We start from the raw sequence: 20,592 nt of genomic DNA, 5'->3' as shown, positions 1-20,592 counted from the left end.
AAATTTTCCCATGACCAAAGCCTTTTCTTAGCGAACGCGCTCCCCGAACCGGTCTTGATGTAGTGTTCAAACTCAGTGGCTCTTGCAGGTATTGTCAATTTAACGCATGTTTGGCACACTCGGGGTCATGAACTCCGTAACGCCCGGCTATTAACGCCATCGTTTCCGACCGAAATTATTCGTCATGTGATGTGGCTGTACCATCGATTCTTTCTGAGGTTTCGGGAAGTGGAAGAGCTTCTGGTTAAACGATGCATTATCCCCAGTTATGAAACCCTTCGCCCATGATGTCAAAAATTTTGCCCTGTCTAAGCAGGCAAGCTTATGAAACGACAAGGTCGTTCGGATGATACTTGGCCACTCGATAACATGTGTTTTGACATTCAAGGACAACAACACTATTTGCGGTGAGCCGTGGATCCAGACGGTGATATTATTGATATTCTTGTGCAACTCCGACGCATTCAAATGCAGGCCGTCAATTATCGTCTACTGCGAAGCCAGCCTTTGGGGTCTGCAAGGAATCGGTGTGTGCATAAGGGGTGAGAAAAAACCCCTATCAATGTGATCACATCAAGTTATTGAACAATGCCCTGTGATGGGCAGGAGACCTGAGCATGCCAAGCACAACTGGTATGAGAGGGGGAGGCTTCTACGATGCGCACTCATCGGGGCAGCGTGCGGCGATGGACGAGTTCCTTCCCTGGATCGTAGATGCCATGGCCGATCTGCCCTTGCCGAAAAACGGCACGCCGATCGCGCTGCTTGACCTCGGCTCGTCGGAAGGCGCCAACGCGATTCATGCGGTAGGGGCGATCATCGAGGCGCTGCGAGAACGCACCTCGGCCGACATCTGGACTTTCTTCGATGATTTGCCGACAAATGACTTCAATCAACTTTTTGCCAACCTTTTTCCCGATGCGACATCCTCGAGTCGCATTGCCGGTATCTATCCCGCTGCCGTCGGCGGGTCGCTCTTCGAGCGGGTTGCTCCGGCGTCAAGCCTTGACATCGCGACGACCTTCAATGCGGTGGGCTGGATGTCCGTCTTACCCCAGACGCGCCTGCCGCGTTTTATCTCCCCCTCCCCACCGGCGCAGCGTGCGTTTCGCAAGGGGGTCTCTGTGAGCCAGGAAGAAAGAGCGGCTTTCACTAAACAAGCCCATGAAGACATCCTGAGTTTCTATCGGGCTCGTGCCGCCGAGCTGAAGCCCGGCGGAAAGCTACTTGTTCAAGTCTTCGGACGCAACGACGAACACGACACCGCAAATGGAATTATTGACGGTCTAAGCGATGCGATGCTTGACATGGTGGAGGAGGGTCGCCTGAGGCGCGACGTCTACGAGAATTTCGTCTTCCCCGTCTACTATCGATCGCTTCCGGAGTTGTTGCCGCCGACCGGAGAAAACGGGGAGCCGCCGGCATTCCGCGTCGAGAAGGCCGAGGCCCGGGATTGCCGAGTCCCCTTCAATGAGGAATTCGCCCGCAGTGGGGACCCGCGCGCTTGGGCGGAAAGCTACGCCGGGTTCATTCGGGCGTTCTCGGAACCTGTTGTAACGTCCGGCTTGCCCAACACCCCGGATCGGCCACAGCTCATCGACGAGCTGTACGCCCGAATGACAAAGCGATTCGCGGCCGACCCTGAACGCTACGAGTTTCATTTCATTTCTCTGGGTGTATTGCTGACGCGGGTTTTGTCAATTTAACGCGGGTTTGGCTGACCGCGCTGCATGAAAAAACCAACAGTCGGTCACGATACCATTTTTTCCAGAGAACATGGCTGTGGTGAGTCCAATCCGGCCATGGGCTCTCTCGGTCTCACACACAAAGGCGAAGTGGGACCGCCAAAATCTCGTCAGAGAAATCTGCATGAAAAAGGGGACAATCAGAGAAGGATGATGGCGGGAAAGCGCGTCAGTCATAGCTCCAAGGGAGCCTACCTCGCGGACGTGTTAGGAATATTCCGAAATGCGGGGAGAAGCCGATGTTGCTGCAGGCTGCTTGGCGGAGAGGGTGGGCATGTGAGGTCGTGCGGCACTGGTTAGCCCCGCCCTCCCACTAGGGTGCACACCTCCTTGTGCCTTCGCATGGCTTAGGTCACCCCATGAAGGGGAAGTATCACCTTCAGAACCTCTATTCAATCCCGCTCTCTGTCTTTGCCGTATTATAGAATCTTTGTGCTCTACTTGGACTAAGTGGGCTTCTAATGTGTTGGCGGTGTGCGCAGTCAGCCGCGAAATTCTCTCTCTACTACTATTATCTGATTTCCCCCTTCCATCCTTCGTTTGTCCCTGACTTACCCCTAGTCGGGTAGTCACGACCCTCAAATTTCTTATTCCATCAATAACAGGGACAATACAGGAAAATTTTTTCGTTTAAGAAGGAGACTTTTTGACAAAATGGGCATAACTCTCATTGAAAACAGGGTATTAAACTTTTCACCCTTTCACGGGAGACTTCAAGAACAGGGAATTAACAGGGAATTGGGTTCCTTAAATTACATTTTTGGAAAGGGCGATGAGATTTTACCATAAAGACAGCTTGGTCAAAACTCGGTCATGGGCCATCTGGCAGCATCATTTAGTAATTCGCCATGCACAGGTTTAAAGCAATTAATCGCACGGAGTCTGGCGCAAAATTCAAGATGGTGTTGAATTTTTCTGAACCGGGCAATAATAGTTTCCAGAGGGAACGCATGTGGGCGGTGCAGGGGGCTGGCGGGCGCGCATCCATTCCTCAAACGACAACCCCTTTGTTATGTTGTCCCTTACGTACTCACCATTGGCACATTGCGTATTCTCAGATAAGTCGTCCTTGGTAAGCTTAGTCTTCTGACAGACGATAAGATGAAATTCAAGTTGTTGTTCATTTTTGAGCCGGGAGATGCAAAAAATCCAACCGTAGACATCCAGCCGCTTGTCTTTCGCGTCGCCGACCAATTTGAACTGCACGTAGCCCAATTGAGTATCCCAGGGATTACCGCTGTCATTGTTCACGATCCACAGCCCGTTCACTGATTCAACCGTGGCCTGCACTCGTAGAGTAATGTGGTGTTTTTCAAACAACTTCTGAAGTTTTGGAATACCCGGCCGCACAAAAATGGTAGGCTTAAGGGAATCCGACGGATTGAAGCCTGACCATAGTGTATACCTGTCGCGTCTATCCTCTATCTGCCAGGCTGCCGGTTCACGCGCTGTCTTTACGCTGGCGGTTGCCGACAAGGGGTGCCCAAATCTTTCGAAAGCCTTTTTGATATCGCTACTTAGCTTGCCTTTTTTTAGGTCCCCTTCATAGTTCATCGCGATGGTAAAGAGTGTTGCCCCCGATTCACTGCCATGGACCACCAGCGCCGGAGCTGGCTGGTCATCGAAACCCCGGTCAATCCGGTAGATGGTGGAGTTATCCCTAATAATCCACGTGGGCTCGGATTGAAGCATGTTCGCCTGAGCCTTGGCTGAGAGCCTCACCCCGTGATCCTTGAATGCCCTGATCACGGCCGCATCCACCGCCACTTTACCCTCAGTCTTCGGCAGGTGTTGCTGCAAGCTCGGAGGCAACGTGAACTGTTTCGCCGCTGCCGCTTCCAGCTCGGCAATATAGGACGAGTAGTCCCCACCCGCCGTGTCGAACAACCAGACACCATTGCTTACACTCGGATCTGTGCTGTTCGAAACTGCCATCGCCGTGTTTGTCAAATTTGTGCCATCCAAATTGGCGCCGCTGAAGTCGCTGTTCTGCAGATTCGCGTAACTCAGATCTGCGTCAGACAGGTTGGCTTTTTTCAATGTGGCATTGGTCAGTACGGCACCGCTTAAGTTGATATTGGGAAGGTTGCTGTCTTGAAGATTGATGCCGCCAAGATTCGCTCCGACAAAACTGGCACCCGCCAGTATTGCGCCGTCTAATTGGACGGTGCCGTAGAGATGGGCGCGGTCTGCAGTGACGCCATACATGTTCGCATCGGTGAGAATGGCATCCTTCATGAAGGCGTCTATCAACGTGGCCGGATTGCACGATGTATACACTCCGATGTACTCTCCGGCCGGATCGACACGGACTCGATATGCCTGGGCGCTTTCATTTACGGTCCACATCAGATCCCCGGGATTCCTCGGCGGGTCAATGGTCGGGTTGCCGTCTAAGGTATAGCCGTGCTTGGAAAAAATATCCTTCATGTCTGTGATGCTGGAGCTATCTTGCTTGTGTAGCGCAGTCTTCAGGAGCTGGACATCTGTCGTATTCACTACATCAAAGCTTAGCTTGATCCCGCCCATCTGACTCCCGGATAAATCCGCTCCCGCAAGGTCCGCCCCATTAAGATTCACTCCGCTGAGATCTGCATCTTTAAGCTTAGCGTGGCTCAGGGATGCGTCCTTCAAGTCCGCGCTCGTTAAGTAACAATTAGAAAGGTTAGCCCGGGCGAGACAGGCTTCCGTGAAGCTCGTTCCCTCGAGATGTGCCTGAGTGAGTGTCGATTGTGTGAGTTGCACTTTTGCAAGCGTGCATGTTTTGTCGACGGTCGCCTTGGCTAGGTTGGCGCATGTCATATCCGACCTTGAAAGGTCACAGCGCTTCAGCACGGTTTCCGACATGTCTATCTTCTGGCAGCTGGTACCCGAAAGGTTGCATCCGTTGAGGGTGCTTCGAAGGAAGGATGCCTGATCAAGGTGAGCGTTGGCCAGATCGATTTCGACGAGATTGGCACATTTCGCTTTTAAACCCTTTAATTGCGGTTGCCCTTTCGCATTTACTGGAAGCCCCAGGATTTGGGTCTTCGTTAAGTTAAGGTAGCTCCAATTCAGGCCAAGCGTGTCAAAATCAACCCGAGCCTCGGTGAAGTTCGTCTTCGGCTGGGTAGGATCGTTGGAAAATGCAGGAGGGGTACTGAACGTAGCGCCGGTCGTATCGGTTTTGGTGAAGTTCGTTCCCCTCATGGTCGCGCCAGACAGAATGGTGCCGTTGAGAGAAGCGCCGCTGAGGTCGGTCTCAGACAATTCGGCGTTGGTGAGATCGGCGCCATCGAGAATGGCGCCGGCGAGAATGGCTCCCGTCAAAAGGGCGCCGTGCAGAATCTTGCCGGAAAAGTTTAATCCCCCGGATAGGTCGACGCCCGTCAGATCAATTCCGCTACAATCGTGATTGGCAAGGATCTCGGTGATCCCCGGGGTGATGATTTCGCGTTCGATAGGTCCGACCCGATTCCACCAAGATTTTGCTCCCGAAACTCCACAGTCGATAACCCCAAGCCAGTTATTATTTTCGACATGTTTCGACTGAGGCATGGGCCCCACAATGTATACGTACCCACCAGAATATGGGAGCGAAGATCTTAGAGACATTTTCAGTTGTAACGATTTATCCCCTTCAACAATCGTAAATTGACACACGTGTTCAACGCTAAATACTTCTTTGCCGGCGACAATCAGATTGAATACTAAATATTCTCCAATATCTTTTTCGCTCAAATACTTTCTGTTCGCAGCGGATTGCAGAATGATCTCTTGGGGAATGACATCGTTAGTCTCAAGACGATATGCATTAAATTGTTCGGGAATTCCCGGCTTCTCGCCGTCAACGACAATGTGGTCTTCCTCCCCCAAGCGGTAATACTTATTCCCTGTAGACTGAAACGTCCACTTCCCGATGAACACCGGTTTAGTCATAGTGCTTTGCTCGCGGTCGACAACAAATATGGGGCGGCCCTCATCCGTATCCACAAACGGGCCCCTCGCCTTCCTCACCCATCAGTTCCAACAGGTGTCCGGTCGTCCGCCTAGGCGCGTTTCGGACTGCTGGAGGTGGACGGAACCCACGTGCTGATCCCCGGCTCGGTCCGGCCGCCAGGTCCCCGCAACGTATCCAGATTCAGCGTGTACAAGGAACGCCACTGATTCACCGTCAACTTTTCTGCATTGATCCCTCGCTGGGCATTCGTTAGCAGCACCGATCCGTCCGGATTGTAAATGTCCAGGCGATAATATACAGGATGGCCGCCGGCACCGGTGGCCTTTGACAGGACGTAAATGTAGCCCTTCGACTCCACGGCCAGGTCCAGATAGGTCACGTTAGTTGCGACTTCCTCGCGCAAGTCCATGGTGGATATGAGCTGCCGCACAGACAAGGTTGTGTTGGATTCCGATGGGTTCTTTCCCGACTGACAGGTAATGTCGAAAGTCAGGGCATTGGCCTTATCGCAAATCGTCCACTCATGGCCTTGAGCCCGGACCGTGACCATCAACGACGGGGCATGAAACACCAAAAGATGTTTCTCTCCCTGGGGGTCCGTGAGTACTCGAATGTCGTAGGTAGTTTGGGTGTCTCTGTCTTTCATCAACCAGATTTCGCTTTTTGTGGTGAGGACCACGCTGATTTGGCTGTCGTCTTTTGGAAGCAGATAGCCACTCTCCATGAATTGTTTCTTCAACGCATCGCCGAGCTTTCCGCTATCCAGATCCGGTACCGCGCTCAGGTCCCCGAAGACGATGGGGGCCGTCATCATGGGACTCTGATGGGATGGATCCGGCGGCGTGCCTTGAAATGGCCAGGGTGAAACATTCTGCTGGTAGGTCTGTACCAGTTCCGTCGTTGCCGTGCGGTCGTCCAACTCGGTAATAAACTTCCAGTCGAGTTCGAACCGAACCGCGCCTGTGAAGCAGTGCACCGGATTGGCCTTGATATCAAAGGCCTGAATCCTTCTGTTGCCTTGTTCGAGAACGAGAATGCGCCCATCTGCGGTGATCCCCATAGCCACGGGCTGTGCCATCAGCCCCTCTCGTTGACCGAATCCCGAAAGAGGGGCTGCCAGGGACGCGGTATCCTCTTCGTGCGCCTCGGCCGGAAGCCTCAGCACGTGCATTTTGGGGCTCTCTCGTTTATGCCTCCATTCGACACCGACCACGTAACCGCCGGGGTGCACGGCGATCGCGTCGAAATCGGGCACGGTAAACGCGCCCCAGCTCTTGTTGGAGTTGTAGTCGAAGGTCGAGCGCCCCTTGCCGAACGTGACACCGCGCAAGTGGTAGAGGTCGAGGGACGGACCTTTTGAACTTTGCCGCGGTCTTGGTCTTGGGTCGAGCCAAAAATTGTCAAGTTTTGGCACGGGATAGGAAAAGACCTCGATAGGCACCTTTGCTCCATCGCCGGATACATTTGCTCTGCGCAGTTCGTAAGCTGGCTTGGTCGGGGTGCCGATTTTCCATTCCCTGTCCGGAGTGATGACTTTAATTTGGGCATTTTTAGGGAGGGCGTAGTCGGCAAACTGAGCTGCGAGCTTCTGGGAGACCATCCCCCCGGCGTTGAGCGTGTCCTTAAAGGTTGTGTAGTCGATGGTGAACAGCGGCGTTAAACCGAACTGATCGAAAGCCAGATACGGTTGCTGTGAGAACCCGCGAGACGGCTCGATGAGGCCGTCCTCCGGGTCCCCGAGCGTCGAGATACTTTGAAACGCGTACATCTGGTCATTGCCGGGATTGGTATCCTGATCGCGCGGCAAGTTCATTCCGGAAGCCATCCACGTGTATCCGAGTTGATAGGCTTTGTTATTGTTGATGATGTTGACCCGCTTGCACATCCGATGGCCATCGTTGGCGCAGTCAGCGACCTGCGAGGGAATCGGAGGAATCCGGTGGCTTGTATCTTGGACCTCCAGCACGCAGGAGGGCTCATTGTTCGAGTTGTAGGTCACCCTCTGCACGATCTCGTAGGTGGTCCCTGACCCTTTGTCCAATAGTTCCCATTGACAACGAGGTGTTTTGACCGTAATGACAATTTGTGTATCGTCGCTGGACAGGGTGTTCCCGTTGTGATCAAACGGCTGTCTCAATGGGTCCGGTTTCTTGCGATCTAATGTGTCGGTAAAGCGGCAATCGATTGAAAAATAAGTAGCGCCCCACAGATGTTTTTTGAGTTTCCCATCGTAGAGCAATCGCTGTTTTTGACGGTATGTGGTGTCCGGCGTTAGGGGCACCAGTCTTTCGCGGATGTGGCCGGAAACCGAAAGCCGGTCCTGCTCATCGGGAACGGCTTCGATCCAGCCACTGTCCCAGCGGCCTGCCAACCAATTGTTGCTTGAGTAAATATTGGCGACGACTTCGCATTTGCCACCGGCCGGGATCCCGTCAAAGGTTATGGCAATCGGTGTATCGCGGCCGTGCATAGGCCCGGATTGAAGATAGGTCGTCCCGCCCTCTTTTCCCTTGGTGCCCGGATACCTGACGGAGATGATGAAATGGTCACTCACCAAAGGCCAGGCCTTTGCATGTTGTGGGTCGGGTTTGACGGTGACCGTGAGGTCCATGGTGCGGGTGACTTCGATGATGTAGGTGGCGGGGGAACATACGCACTCAACGGTCGTCGAGGCTAACGTGGCGATATCCGCAGCCACGCTTGCCAGCTGCAACACTCGTCCCGCCACAGGGATCCATTCCAACGCCTCCTCCTCATGGATCAAGTTCCAGTACTCATACATCAGCTCTTCTATTTGTGTCCTATAAATCTTTTTTAGTGGTATTTCGGCTAGGCGACCGATCATGAGCCCTGCCATCTTATTGGCCAGATAAGCCAGGATGTGTTTGCCAGGCCTGGTGGTGTGTTTGATGCTCGCGCCGATAACAGCCAGGATGCCCAAAGCCCCCGCGACTTTGTAAATCGCAGTGAGTGTCTCTTTGGTCAGCATGGACTTGATCGGGCGAATCACATAGATTCCCAGAGCCATACTGAAAAAGGCGATACCATAGTTCATAAACCCGGTTAACACCGTGCCGTATAGGTCGACATCACCATCCCAATCCTTGAAGCCCTCGGCAGCGCCCAAGCCACCAAATAGCACGTGGGCCGAAGCGGCCTCATCGGGCCATGAGAACTCCAGCGTGGTGGGGTTCGTGAGGGCGGGAATGCCGAAAACCTGATTTCCGGAAGGAATCCAACATATGGGTCTCTTGGTGGAACTTGACCCATCGGAAACCGGAAGGGGTTCGCCGGAATCATGGATTCGGTCAGGCACCTCGTGCGGACCGATGACCGTGCCGTCGGACGTAAAATATTCGACATAGGCATACAGACACCGATTAGGCCAGTTCTTGACCGGAAAGGAAAGCGTTTTACCGTTGGGATCATACTTCACGTGGTTCGGGTACAGGTCCAGACCGTAACTCGAGGTCTTATTTTTTATGGTCCAGCCTTTGCTCGGAGAATCCACCGGGCTTGAAATCAGGGACGGTCCGCTCGGCGGGACATGTGTTTGGGAAACCTGTGTCGTGCCGGATTGCTTAGACCAGAGGACCCCGTGCAGGGCCTCATCCGCCTGTGTGGCGATAAGCACGTTACAAACCAAGGTTTCGAGCTGGGAAGATGACACAAACCCGTCGCGCAGTGCCTGTTGTGGAATGCCGGGCTTGCCGGTGGCGGGATTTACGGGAAATAGAATCGGCTTCTTGTTCTTTCCTAACAGATCAGTCCTGGCTGGCATAGGCTGTTCTTTATGGGTTTCCGGGTCTTTCCAGGTAACCCAGGATTTTTCGTACCAGCAATCCTCAGTGCCGGGCCCGTTTTGCTGAATGTACTCGACCAGGTTTTCGAAACCCTGTCCTTCGGTAATATGCTTTTCGATTATTGGTACGAATTTGCCATTAATCGTCGCGATATCCGGATGGTGAAAAACAAGCGATTTAGCCGTATCCGCAGGAGTTTTAATGTTTGCCGCATGCACCACAACCTCATCCATGTCTTCATCACTGACCGCTGAGGGTTTGACTCCCATGTGCTTGAGAACAAAGGGGTGTGGCATCCTTCCCGAAGGCCAGGAGCTGTACTTGAAAGCGCCACGGCGGCATTTCGGTGGTATGTGAATAAATTCAAGGGCCACTTCCGGCAGGGGATGGTGATCCAAAGAGGGAAAGGTGACCGAGCGCACGGACACTCGATTCGTTGGCAGTTGGGCCTGTTCGACAAAATGGGTTAGCCGGTTGATACGACTGTCCGGCATGAGGGCGAGGGCCTTATTCTTCTTCTTGTGCTCCTCCAGTTTTCCGGGAGTTGTCGAATAGGGAGTCAGGATATATTGCCTTCCACCCCCCGCACGAAGCGTGAACTCCACCTCGTGTGGAATGTGGTTGAGATCAAAATGTAATGTAAGGATTTCCGTTTCTGACATGAAGTACTCCTCCCCGTGTCCTAAATTTGTTGCGTTGAATATGGTATTGTCAACTTAACGACACAAGAACGAATTGAATCCGCTAAGGCAAGCATCTCATGCGCACACCACGTCCTGCCAAACTTGGAACGATCGAGTCCGCAAAATTCGATAGTTGACCGCCTGCATGAGGTGGCGGCCCAGACGAAAGAGATTTTGCGTGAGTCCATGCAAATTCAGAAACCGTTGGGCTTGAGTCGATGTTGAAAAGCCTCGCATATAATACTCTTGTTGTCGGATCGATTGATGCGACACTTCGATGCGGTTATTCGCATAGACGTGATTGAGATGAGGCATCATCGGCATGATCGTCCCATGCGCAGTCTTATAGCTTTTGGGCTTATCAGTGATCAGCCAGCGGGGTTCACACCCTTGGCCTTTGAGAGGATGGCGGAAGAAGCGTTTCGCCGCACGCCCATCGCCCCGGCGCTGCACAAGAATATCAATCACATCACCGTCTTGATCGACCGCTCGCCACAGATACTGGCGTTCCCTTTGAATGATGACAATGAGTTTGTGGGCATAGACAGGGCCAAACTTTTGGCACCACTGGTGAATGGTTTGAAAGGTCACGGTGATGCCACGTTCAGCCAGCAGCTCTTCGACTTCACGGAAGCTGAGACAGAACCTATGGTAGAGCCAGACGGAGTGGCTGATTATTTCAGAGGGAAAACGGTGACGTTGGTAGCTGGGTGTTGGCTTGTTCATGCAGCCCACTCTGCCAAACGCGAGTTAAATTGACAATACCGTGGCAAGGGCTGGCGGAGAGGGTGGGGATTTGAAGTCGTGCGGGTCTGCTAGCCCCGCACTTTCACTAGGGGGCCATGCCCCCTCGTGCCTTCGCATGGCTCCGGTCACCCCATGAAGGGGAAATATCCCCTTCAAAACCCCTGTTCAAATCCCACCCTCTTTTATGTGAGATCCTGGTTTGGTTGCTCCGCTTTCCGCTTGTTGTCCTTTTGCTGTGGCGAAGGCTGGCGGAGAGGGTGGGATTTGAACCCACGGTCCCTTGTGAGGACAACGGTTTTCGAGACCGTCCGAATCGGCCACTCTCGCACCTCTCCGTGTTCGTCTATGTTATGCGGTAGGAACTGGTTGGGTACTCCGAAGTTGCTGAAAAAAATTCTGTAAGATTGCTCGACAATCATCTGCCAGGATATCTGAGTCTACCTTCACCCGGTGATTAAACCTGGTCTCCGCTGTGAGATTGCAGATTGACCCACAGGCGCCGGCTTTCGGATCCCATGTGCCAAATACGACACGGGCAATTCTAGCCTGGATGATGGCTCCTGCACACATGGCGCAGGGTTCCAATGTCACATAGAGAGTGGTGTCCGTCAGACGCCAGGACCCCAGTGCCATCGAAGCGGATCGAATGGCCATGAGTTCGGCATGGGCGGTCGGATCTTGTGTGCTCTCCCGTTGATTGAAGCCCGTTGCGAGGATTTTTTTATTCTGGACCAGCACCGCCCCAACCGGGACTTCTTCCGCACGAAAGGCCTGATGCGCCAAGTCCAACGCCATGCGCATGAATTGACTATCCGTGGTTGGATCCAATACCTCCATGGTCATATCAAAAAGTACAGTTGAATGATGATGGTGTGAGTGAAAGTTTTTGTTCCGAAAGGCAAAAAAAATGGTAACATAGCCACTATCTGATGTATAGCCAACCCACCTGGAAATCTTGGTGAAATCTTCCGCCAGTAATGTGAGTCAGAGGCTCGTTCCTTTGGAAAAGGTGCAAGCCATGTGGCAGAGTCTTGCCCACCACTTTTTTGAGAATCGGTTACCTCTGATTACCATTGAGTGGAGCACACGATTAACCTCATCGGCCGGGTTGTTTGTGAGTCAGATTGGCCCAAGAAGCTGGTGGGCCTCACGTGAGTATCGACAAGGTGCGGCTCGAGTGATTCGGTTGTCCGCTCCGTTGCTTCGCGATCAACCCGAAGAAGAGCTCCGACGAACGTTGGCACATGAAATGATTCACCAATGGCAGTTTGATATTCGGAAGCATCGTCCGTCCCATGGGGCGGAATTTCGTGCAATGATGCACAGGATGAATGCGGCGGGACTTGGGGTGACGGTTCGCCATCAGTTGAATGTGGGTGTTCAGAGACATCATCGCTATGCCTGGCAGTGCCTTCAATGCGGAATGGCTTATCATCGGCAACGGCGAACGATTTTTCCGAGTCGACATATTTGTAGCCGATGTCGAGGAAAACTTGTCGAAGTTGAATTACATCACACTCAAAAAACTCATGAAGAATCGACGGTCGGAGGAGGTGTGAATCGCGGAGGCCATCGGACAGAGGATAGATCGGCTGTGCAGATATTTTGTGTGACTGGAATGAGGGATGGCAAAGTCTTATCGACGAAAGGCGTCTTTCCCCCGGATGACTTCCGCGAGGAGTTTATCGGCGAGTTTGGCGGCCCGGCGATGGCGCCACCAACGAACGGTTAGAGCATAGATCACAATGGTACTTAGGACGAGCAAGAAGCCTGTTGTGATGTTGTCCATAGAGGGAGTGTAGAAGAATAAATTTCCAGATGGCAAGGTGGGGGGGCATCTTGGGAAGGGTGGCGGTACCTGAAGGAAAATCGCGTTGCCTTAGTGTGCGTAATTATATGAAAATATTATGAAATTTAGCATGCTCGTTTGAACTTTCTCATAATAAAAAGGGATGGTACGTTCTCCAAATGGACATCCTGATTCTCTTCGCATCCTTGGTCGTCATTTTATTAGGGGCGGAGGCGTTTACCAACAGTTTAGAACATTTTGGAGAGCGACTCGGGATTTCGGAAGGCGTTACCGGTTCGGTATTTGCGGCGGTGGGAACGGCATTGCCGGAAACGCTGGTGCCTATCTTTGCCATCCTGTTGTCATCGGGCTCTGAAACGTTGCGGCATGAAGTGGGGGTGGGGGCTATTCTCGGGGCGCCTCTGATGCTGGCCACATTGGCCTTCTTTCTGATGGGGTTCTTTGCCGCACGGAAAAGAGGATGGCATGGCACGTTAAATCCTGAGCCAATTGGATTCGCCCGTGATCTGCTCTGGTTTAACTGGGCGTTTTGTCTGGGAGTGATTGCCGTGTTTGTTCCCCAGGAGTGGGGTTGGGCACGGCCTGCCATTGCGGGCGCCCTGGTTATTCTGTATGTGGTGTATTTGTATCAAACCATTCGATCTTCAGCCAATTTAGTGGATGATGGACATGGAACCGAGGCGGATCATCCGCTTTATATGACCTTAGCAGGGCTTCCCGATAATTTAATGGTGATCTTGTTCCAAGTGGGATGCGGCCTGGGCCTCATTGTGTTAGGGGCGAAAGGTTTTGTGTATGGGATTGAACAGCTTGCCCCCAAGTGGGGAGTTTCGGCCTTAGCCCTGTCTCTCCTCATTATTCCAATTGCGACTGAATTGCCTGAAAAAGTTAACAGCATTATTTGGATCCGGCGCGGTCGGGATACCCTGGCTGTCGGGAATATTACCGGGGCCATGGTCTTTCAGGGGAGTTTATTGCCGGCCTTGGGAATTATGCTGACAGCCTGGGTGCCGCAACATGAAATTCTCATGGGAATGGCGATGACATTGGTGGCGGCCTGCTATTTAACCTGGGTGGTTCGGCGGGGCGTGTTGAAGCCCATTCATCTGATTATGAACGGTCTGTGTTACGTGGTGTTTGTGGTTTCGGTGCTTTTCTGGTAAGGCCCGGTCTCTGAGAGGTTCAAGCATGCCGAGCAAAAGAAAAAGAGCATAGCGATGGCACCTCCAACAGTTGTTGTCACGCGACGTCTCCCACAACAGGCTTGGGAGGTATTAGGGGCACAGGCCGATCTTGTGTGCTGGGAGCACGATTGCCCCGTTGAGCGGAAATGGTTGTTGGATCATCTTCCCGAGGCAGAAGGGCTGTATTGCCTGTTGACGGACCGGATTGATCGGGAGGTGCTTCAGGTCGGGAAACGGCTTCGGGTGATTAGCACCATGGCCGTCGGATTTGATCATATTGACGTTGCAGAATGTACGATTCGTGGCATTCCGGTTGGACACACGCCGGGTATTTTAACCGAAACAACGGCGGATCTGGCTTTTGCCTTGCTCCTTTCTGCAGCCCGACGAATTGTCGAAGGGGTTGAGTATGTGCGACAGGGACAGTGGACAACCTGGAGCCCGGATCTCTTGCTGGGGCAGGATGTGCATGGTGCGACATTAGGCATTGTGGGATTTGGCAGGATCGGACAGGCCATGGCCAGGCGCGCGCAAGGATTCCAAATGGATGTGCTAGCGGTGCCGTCACCGAATGGTGTGAGTGGATCACTGCAGTCTTCGGTTTCAATGGAGCCTGGCACTCAGCCGATTGCGAAACCAAACATGCACCGGAAAGGCTCTTTTGAAAAGACCAGTCAGGGCGACCCGATAAGGGCGTCATTCCACGAGGTTGGTCTGCATGAAGCATTAGCCCGGGCGGATTTTGTGAGTCTGCATGTACCCCTGACTCCTCACACGCATCATATGATTGGGGAAGCCGAGTTTCGAATCATGAAGCCTTCAAGTATTCTGATCAATACCGCTCGTGGAAGCGTGGTTGATCCAGAGGCCCTGTATCACGCCTTAGTGCATGGCCATATTGGTGGGGCAGCCTTAGATGTGACTGATCCTGAGCCCATTCCTGTGCCACACCCGCTCCTTACGCTTCCCAACTGTCTGGTTATCCCACACTTGGGGAGTGCGTCTGTGGCGACAAGGACCAGAATGGCCTGCATGGCCGCTGGGAATATCGTTGCCGGGTTACGCGGAGACGCGCTTCCACACTGTGTCAATCCTGAAGTCTACCGTGTGTCACCCAGTTCCGAGACCGGTATGGTATGAATCTGTAAGAAAATTGGTAGAGGACTATTTACACTGGGAAAGGAGCTCGATGATATGGGAGGCATTGCAGGTCAATCTGACGATTGGCGGTTTCGTCAAGAGGAGAGATCATGATCCACATCACACCCCCGGCCGTGGAAAAATTGAAAGCCTTGATCGAAGAGCACCCCGAGGATCCCATTGTGCGTTTAGCCGTTCGGGACCGGGATGACAAAGTCCTTGTTTTTTCCATTACTCTTGAAGATGCCGTGACACAGGAGGATTCGGTCTTAGATATTGAAGACCTCATCATTGCCATAGACGGCTCCTGTGCACAACGTCTGGAGGGCGTCACGGTTGATTATGAGGAGGCTGCTGGATTCAGCTTCCACCACCCGGAACCCCCCGATCCTTATAAATTAAACCTGATCCTACCTGAATGAGGCAGACAGAACGGGATTTGGGTCTCCACTGAACCCGATTGCGGGAATATTCTTCATCAATGATTCTTGCTAAGCTTAGCCGGTAACAATACATTCCGCGATTATTCTTATGATGGAAATATTTTTTGCAACCTGCCCTCGTGGCTTAGAAGAAGTTCTGAGCCACGAACTTCAGGAATTAGGCGGGCAGGAGATTCGATCGACACCTGGCGGCGTTGAATGCCAGGGCGCTTTCCCTCTCTGCTACCGGCTCAACTTAGAAAGTCGGATTGCCAGCCGTATTTTGTGGCGGGTGGGGCAGGGGTGGTACCGGGATGAGGAGGACCTGTATCGCCTCGCATCAAGTCTTCCCTGGCCGGAATATTTTTCCGTGGATTGTCACATTAAAGTCCGGCTCATTGCTCAACATTCTCCACTGAAGAGTCTGGAGTTTGCGACGCTACGAGTGAAAGATGCCATTTGTGACCGATTTGTCCGGGCGACACAGGCGCGCCCCGAGGTAAGTAAACGACAACCGGATATTCAAATTGTGGTCTTTGTCGATGCAGAGCATGTGGTGTGGTATATCGACACCTCCGGAGATCCGCTGTTTAAGCGTGGATGGCGGAAGGTGGCGGGAGACGCACCGATACGAGAAAATTTGGCGGCCGGCATCCTCAGACTTTCAGGTTGGACTGGCGAGCATGTCCTGCTTGATCCGATGTGTGGCGCGGGCACATTTTTAATTGAGGCGGCGTTGATGGCCAAAGGAATTGCCCCGGGCCGTGGGCGGGAATTTGCCTTTCGGCACCTGCAGAATTTTAATGACACGATCTGGGATCAGGTACGCCAAGAGTCGATCAAACCGATGCTCCCCGTATCGGGTCTTTCTATTGTTGGGTATGATGAGGATGAGAATGCCTTGGCCATGGCCAGAAGAAATCTTGAGGGTTTGGGGCTTGAGGATATTCAATTGGATCAGGTGGATGTGTTGGATGTGACGCCTCCTGGGCCAAAAGGTTTTCTGGTTACCAATCCTCCTTATGGAGTGAGGATGGGAGACCGGTCGGAGCTGGAGGAGTGGTATCCGAAATTTGGGAATCTATTGAAGCAGCGGTTTGCGGGGTGGAATGTCTATATCCTCACGGCCGATTCGCGACTTCCTAAACTGATTCACTTAGCACCGTCACGTAAAATCCCCCTGTTCAATGGCCCGTTGGAATCGAGGCTGTATGAATTTCAGATGGTGGACGGAGGAAACCGGAAATCAGCAAGGCAGGCCAGGCAACAGGCAGTGAACAAGCCAGGTCTTAAATGAGAGGTTTTCCTGCCATGTTTAAGAGTGAAACCCAGACATCTTCAATGCATCGCAATACATAAATCCATTCGTCGCAGGTCTTCGGTCGTTTGAAAAGATGGCAATTGGGAGGGAAAGAAAAATCTTTCGAGTGACTTGGAATCTCTTCCGAAAACAAGGCCACCGGAATCAACTGTAAGCGGCGGTCGCGTTGGAGTCCCTTAATAATTTCTTCTCCCGACATATCGGGGAGATGATTGGAGAGAAAAATCAGGTCGGGTTGTGGGGCATCCACAAAGGGGTACTCCTGATTTAAAAAGGCTGTACCTTGTTCACCGTCTTCCGCCTCAAAAATTTCCACGCAGATGATTTGGGCCACCGTCAGTGCTTCTTTGAGGGCTTCTATCTGAGCGATATCATCCTCGATGGTCAGGATCTTAAATGTGTTTTTGACGGCTCCGCGCATGATCCGATGCTCATTATCTTGGTTGAAGCAGATTGCCCACACTTCAGTCTGATGAAGGATTAACGTCTGATATCTGACGGAAAATACGTGTGTTGGCCTATCTGTTTTTTCGGTTGAATCTTGCTGAGATTAAGAGAAAACCAGTTGGGACGGATTTTTGATGAAGAAGAATGAGGAGGAGAATTTCGATGCCTGGAACATGTTCTGTTGATTGCAGAATGGATCGAGGCCCATTAAGCTAAAAAAGCAGGCCACCAAATAGCGTAAATCTCACTCAGGATGAACAAACATGAAACATTTAAGCAAAAGGGTACCCCCTTTCATCTATGGGGTGAGATAAAGATACGCCTTTGGCCTGGTTTACATGTTAGCTAGGAAGGCTGCTGAGAAGTTGTTGGATCACCGGGAGGGCATCAGGGCGAGCGGCGATGATGCCATTGACGATGGGATGAGGTTGGTTGCATTGAATGGATTTCAGGTCTCTGTCTAGGACGACCCCTCCCGCCGCTTGAACCAGAAGGAGCGCAGCCGCGATATCCCATTCGTTTTGTGTGCCAATATTGATCACTCCGTCAATCTGTCCGGCAGCCACCAGTGCTAATGAATAGGCAATGGAACCCATAAGATTGCGGCAATTGGCGGTTTCTCGCCAGGTGCGAATGGTGGAGCGGTCAATGGGTCCTGTGTTTACCAGGAACGACAAGCGGTGTCCGGTAGTCTGGCCGACATGAATGGGGTAGCCATTGACGGTCGCCGGTTCACCTCGTACGGCACAATAATATTCCTGGGTGGCGGGATTGAAGATAATTCCGATTGAAGCCTGTCCATGGTCGATGAGCGCAAGGGAGATCGCAAATTGTGGGAGGTTTTTAATAAAGGGTTTGGTCCCATCAATAGGATCCAGGATCCACACTCGGTTTCTTTTCAGTCTGATGGGGTTGTCTGGCGATTCTTCCGAGAGCCAGCCATCATCAGGATAGACGGCGGACAAGGCTTCCTGGACGATACGATTGACTTCCAGATCGGCATTGGTCACTGGCGATCCGTCCGGCTTGATCTGGACAACTAATCCTTCATACTGGATTCTGTGAAGGCGATCACGTGCGCGGAGCAGGGCTTGTCGGATGATGGAGAGTTCTTGGCGATAATCAGTCATAATCAAAATGGATGTGGTGCATTGGCAATATGGAGTAAATGCTCTCTCTTGATATTGTACCCGAGACCATCGGTTAAGTGTGGAGGGCGCTTAAGGCATCGCTCGTAACAGTTCATAGCATGAGAGGCGCGTCTGAGGCTAGATTGAGGGTATGGGGGGATGGCGGAATGAAAGGGTCCGGGTGCATGGAATGAGGCGTGGGGAGACTTTCCGGGGGGAAATATGCAAACCGTGACCGTGAGGCTGAAAATTTCCCCAGAACGCTTTCAGGCCTATTACCAGGGTGTGGTGGAATCTGTGGTGGCACAGTCAATCGATGGTCGGACGATCCAGTTTCCCGCCCGAGTGCTTCGTCCCTTTGTCTCGCATCAGGGGATCCAGGGGACCTTTGAAATCACCTTCGATGCGGGGTTGAAGTTTCATTCGATTCGCCTGGCACAGGAAGACAGGTAAGTGCAGCCGCTATGACTGGAGATGAGTATTCCCTTGTCGGATTATTTCTGAGTGCGTTTCTTTCTTCAACCATATTACCGGGTAGCTCTGAGGTCGTCTTCGTTATTTTGTCCGCACAGGGGCATCTTCCGGCCTGGAGTCTGCTCGCTACGGCGACGGCAGGCAATACCCTGGGTGGCATGAGTTCCTGGGCCTTGGGGTGGCTTATCGGGTGGTGGTATCCACTCCATGAGTTTACCAAGCCGACCCACCGTTTGGCCGTGGAACGGGTCCGAAAGTGGGGTAGTCCGGTGCTGTTATTGTCCTGGGTGCCGGTCATTGGGGATCCGCTGTGTATCGCGGCAGGATGGTTGCGAATGGGCTGGGGGCGTGCCCTATTGTGTATCGGGATTGGCAAAGGGTGCCGGTATGTGGCTTTGTTCGCGTTGTTACCCGGCAATGGCGGGTGAACGACGCAGCCGCCTGCCTATAGCATTCAGAAAACGTTGTTGGTATGGTTGGCCTTGCCTCTCAATTGCCTCCTTTTTGATAAATTGCTGTCCAAACGACCAATTCCTCTAGAATTCCCAGCCTTTTATGGAGTCGTGGTATCGTGAATGTTCCCCTTCTTGATTTAAAATCCCAATTTGCCAGCATCAAACAGGACATCCAGGTGGTGTTGGGAGAGGTGTGTGCGGAGCAAAGTTTCATTTTGGGCGCCCATGTTCAGAATTTGGAGCAGACCCTGGCATCATATATCGGCACAGACCATGCGATTGGGGTGGCCTCAGGAAGCGATGCGTTGTTGTTGTCGTTAATGGAGGTGGGAGTTCAACCGGGCGATCGTGTCGTGACGGTCCCATTTACATTTTTCGCGTCTGCAGGAGTGATTTCCCGGCTTCATGCGCGTCCGGTGTTTGTCGATGTGACGCCTGATACGTTTAATCTCGATCCCACACGGTTAGGGGATAGCCTCACTTCAGATGTCAAAGCCATTCTTCCGGTCCATCTCTTTGGACAATGTGCGGATATGGAAACGATTCTTCAGATCGCCGATGCACAGGGAATCCCGGTTATTGAGGATGCCTGCCAGGCCATCGGTTCGGCTCGTAACGGTGTCCGGGCCGGAGCCTTCGGACACACGGGGGGCTTCAGCTTTTTCCCGTCGAAAAATTTAGGGGGGTTTGGCGACGGCGGTTTGATTACGACGCGAGACCCGCGGGTGGCCGAGCGACTACGACTCTTGCGTGTGCATGGGAGCCGATCAGAATATCATCATCATTTAATCGGGATGAACAGTCGGTTGGATGCGCTGCAAGCGGCCATCCTTCAGGTAAAATTTCTGCATTTGGCTGAGTGGACCGCGAAACGCCAAGCGCATGCGGCCACTTACCAACAGATGTTTCAGGCCTACGGTCTTGATGAGCAAGTGATCGTGCCAATCGTGGCAGCCGGCAATAGTCATGTTTACAACCAGTTCACCATTCGCACCCCGCAGCGAGACGAACTCAGTGCCTACCTAACCCACCATGGAATAGGCAATCGCATTTATTATCCTGTCCCTCTTCATCTTCAGGAATGTTACCAGGATCTCGGGTATCATAAAGGCGATTTTCCGGTTTCGGAACAGCTCTCCCAAGAGGTGCTTTCTCTTCCCATTTATCCGGAACTCACCCAGGACCAACTCCAGTATGTGGTCGACACGATCAAATTATTTTTTGATCGACGGTAAAGGCGATCATCACAAAGAATAAAAAAATAGAGGAAAAGCAGATTGGGAAACGAGAG

15 protein-coding genes and 1 tRNA gene are annotated in these 20,592 nt (G+C 52.4%); 9 read left to right on the top strand and 7 right to left on the bottom strand.

The annotated features are described in order from the left end of the window. Positions 1-617: 617 nt before the first annotated feature. Entirely contained in the window at positions 618-1,706 is a 1,089-nt protein-coding gene (locus LX98_RS15245) for a class I SAM-dependent methyltransferase (RefSeq protein WP_496429718.1), read from the top strand. Between the two features lie 933 nt (positions 1,707-2,639). Here the strand turns inward: LX98_RS15245 and LX98_RS15240 are convergent. The 5 genes from LX98_RS15240 to tadA form a co-directional block, all read right to left on the bottom strand. Continuing rightward, positions 2,640-5,741: a pentapeptide repeat-containing protein gene (locus tag LX98_RS15240; protein ID WP_496429717.1), complete on the bottom strand. Its 3,102-nt coding sequence runs from the start codon at positions 5,739-5,741 to the stop codon at positions 2,640-2,642. A 32-nt stretch (positions 5,742-5,773) separates the two neighbouring features. Continuing rightward, positions 5,774-10,150, bottom strand: a complete 4,377-nt coding sequence (locus tag LX98_RS15235) for a hypothetical protein (protein WP_496429716.1) — start codon at positions 10,148-10,150, stop codon at positions 5,774-5,776. A 96-nt stretch (positions 10,151-10,246) separates the two neighbouring features. Further along, entirely contained in the window at positions 10,247-10,897 is a 651-nt protein-coding gene (locus LX98_RS15230; RefSeq protein WP_496429715.1) for an IS6 family transposase, read from the bottom strand. Positions 10,898-11,164: 267 nt separating this feature from the next. Beyond that, a tRNA-Ser gene (locus tag LX98_RS15225) sits at positions 11,165-11,253 on the bottom strand. 13 nt (positions 11,254-11,266) lie between these two features. Then, the gene (gene tadA / locus LX98_RS15220; RefSeq protein ID WP_496429714.1) at positions 11,267-11,755 is read right to left on the bottom strand and encodes a tRNA adenosine(34) deaminase TadA; all 489 of its coding nucleotides are present in this window, start codon (positions 11,753-11,755) and stop codon (positions 11,267-11,269) included. A 121-nt stretch (positions 11,756-11,876) separates the two neighbouring features. On the opposite strand from tadA, the gene LX98_RS15215 reads away from it, so the two are divergent. The 5 genes from LX98_RS15215 (at position 11,877) to LX98_RS15195 (ending at position 16,771) form a co-directional block, all read left to right on the top strand. Continuing rightward, positions 11,877-12,650 carry a SprT-like domain-containing protein gene (locus LX98_RS15215; protein WP_496429713.1) on the top strand — a complete coding sequence of 258 codons (774 nt, stop codon included), beginning with the start codon at positions 11,877-11,879 and terminating at the stop codon, positions 12,648-12,650. Positions 12,651-12,886: 236 nt separating this feature from the next. Beyond that, the gene (locus LX98_RS15210) at positions 12,887-13,891 is read left to right on the top strand and encodes a calcium:cation antiporter family protein (RefSeq protein ID WP_496429712.1); all 1,005 of its coding nucleotides are present in this window, start codon (positions 12,887-12,889) and stop codon (positions 13,889-13,891) included. Between the two features lie 54 nt (positions 13,892-13,945). Beyond that, complete coding sequence (locus tag LX98_RS15205) at positions 13,946-15,052, top strand: NAD(P)-dependent oxidoreductase (protein WP_496429711.1); 1,107 nt, start codon at positions 13,946-13,948, stop codon at positions 15,050-15,052. A gap of 110 nt (positions 15,053-15,162) precedes the next feature. Continuing rightward, complete coding sequence (locus LX98_RS15200) at positions 15,163-15,474, top strand: HesB/IscA family protein (RefSeq protein WP_312646569.1); 312 nt, start codon at positions 15,163-15,165, stop codon at positions 15,472-15,474. 109 nt (positions 15,475-15,583) lie between these two features. After that, positions 15,584-16,771 carry a THUMP domain-containing protein gene (locus LX98_RS15195; RefSeq protein ID WP_496429710.1) on the top strand — a complete coding sequence of 396 codons (1,188 nt, stop codon included), beginning with the start codon at positions 15,584-15,586 and terminating at the stop codon, positions 16,769-16,771. Here the strand turns inward: LX98_RS15195 and LX98_RS15190 are convergent. Further along, positions 16,764-17,216 (bottom strand): response regulator, encoded by a 453-nt coding sequence (locus LX98_RS15190; protein WP_496429709.1) that lies wholly within the window; start codon positions 17,214-17,216, stop codon positions 16,764-16,766. The two genes, LX98_RS15195 and LX98_RS15190, sit on opposite strands and share 8 nt — an antisense overlap. Before the next feature lie 367 nt (positions 17,217-17,583). Beyond that, positions 17,584-18,372 carry an inositol monophosphatase family protein gene (locus tag LX98_RS15185; RefSeq protein WP_496429708.1) on the bottom strand — a complete coding sequence of 263 codons (789 nt, stop codon included), beginning with the start codon at positions 18,370-18,372 and terminating at the stop codon, positions 17,584-17,586. Positions 18,373-18,594: 222 nt separating this feature from the next. Between LX98_RS15185 and LX98_RS15180 the strand changes: the two genes are divergently transcribed. The 3 genes from LX98_RS15180 to LX98_RS15170 all read left to right on the top strand — a co-directional run bounded on the left by LX98_RS15180 (position 18,595) and on the right by LX98_RS15170 (position 20,536). Further along, a complete protein-coding gene (locus tag LX98_RS15180; RefSeq protein WP_496429707.1) occupies positions 18,595-18,825 on the top strand; it encodes a DUF2835 family protein in 231 nt (76 codons plus the stop codon). 11 nt (positions 18,826-18,836) lie between these two features. Beyond that, positions 18,837-19,274, top strand: a complete 438-nt coding sequence (locus LX98_RS15175) for a YqaA family protein (RefSeq protein WP_496429706.1) — start codon at positions 18,837-18,839, stop codon at positions 19,272-19,274. A 143-nt stretch (positions 19,275-19,417) separates the two neighbouring features. Beyond that, positions 19,418-20,536 carry a DegT/DnrJ/EryC1/StrS family aminotransferase gene (locus tag LX98_RS15170; RefSeq protein ID WP_496429705.1) on the top strand — a complete coding sequence of 373 codons (1,119 nt, stop codon included), beginning with the start codon at positions 19,418-19,420 and terminating at the stop codon, positions 20,534-20,536. Positions 20,537-20,592: the final 56 nt, after the last annotated feature.

This window comes from Nitrospira marina (assembly GCF_059568365.1).
This window is presented reverse-complemented; position numbering and strand designations above follow the sequence as displayed.

Bases quoted from the DNA above. Each gene is read 5' to 3' on its own strand.
- LX98_RS15245 (WP_496429718.1), top strand. From the start codon at position 618: ATGCCAAGCACAACTGGTATGAGAGGGGGAGGCTTCTACGATGCGCAC.
- LX98_RS15235 (WP_496429716.1), bottom strand. From the start codon at position 10,150: ATGTCAGAAACGGAAATCCTTACATTACATTTTGATCTCAACCACATT.
- LX98_RS15230 (WP_496429715.1), bottom strand. From the start codon at position 10,897: ATGAACAAGCCAACACCCAGCTACCAACGTCACCGTTTTCCCTCTGAA.
- tadA (WP_496429714.1), bottom strand. From the start codon at position 11,755: ATGGAGGTATTGGATCCAACCACGGATAGTCAATTCATGCGCATGGCG.
- LX98_RS15210 (WP_496429712.1), top strand. From the start codon at position 12,887: ATGGACATCCTGATTCTCTTCGCATCCTTGGTCGTCATTTTATTAGGG.
- LX98_RS15205 (WP_496429711.1), top strand. From the start codon at position 13,946: ATGGCACCTCCAACAGTTGTTGTCACGCGACGTCTCCCACAACAGGCT.
- LX98_RS15200 (WP_312646569.1), top strand. From the start codon at position 15,163: ATGATCCACATCACACCCCCGGCCGTGGAAAAATTGAAAGCCTTGATC.
- LX98_RS15195 (WP_496429710.1), top strand. From the start codon at position 15,584: ATGATGGAAATATTTTTTGCAACCTGCCCTCGTGGCTTAGAAGAAGTT.
- LX98_RS15190 (WP_496429709.1), bottom strand. From the start codon at position 17,216: ATGCGCGGAGCCGTCAAAAACACATTTAAGATCCTGACCATCGAGGAT.
- LX98_RS15185 (WP_496429708.1), bottom strand. From the start codon at position 18,372: ATGACTGATTATCGCCAAGAACTCTCCATCATCCGACAAGCCCTGCTC.
- LX98_RS15180 (WP_496429707.1), top strand. From the start codon at position 18,595: ATGCAAACCGTGACCGTGAGGCTGAAAATTTCCCCAGAACGCTTTCAG.
- LX98_RS15175 (WP_496429706.1), top strand. From the start codon at position 18,837: ATGACTGGAGATGAGTATTCCCTTGTCGGATTATTTCTGAGTGCGTTT.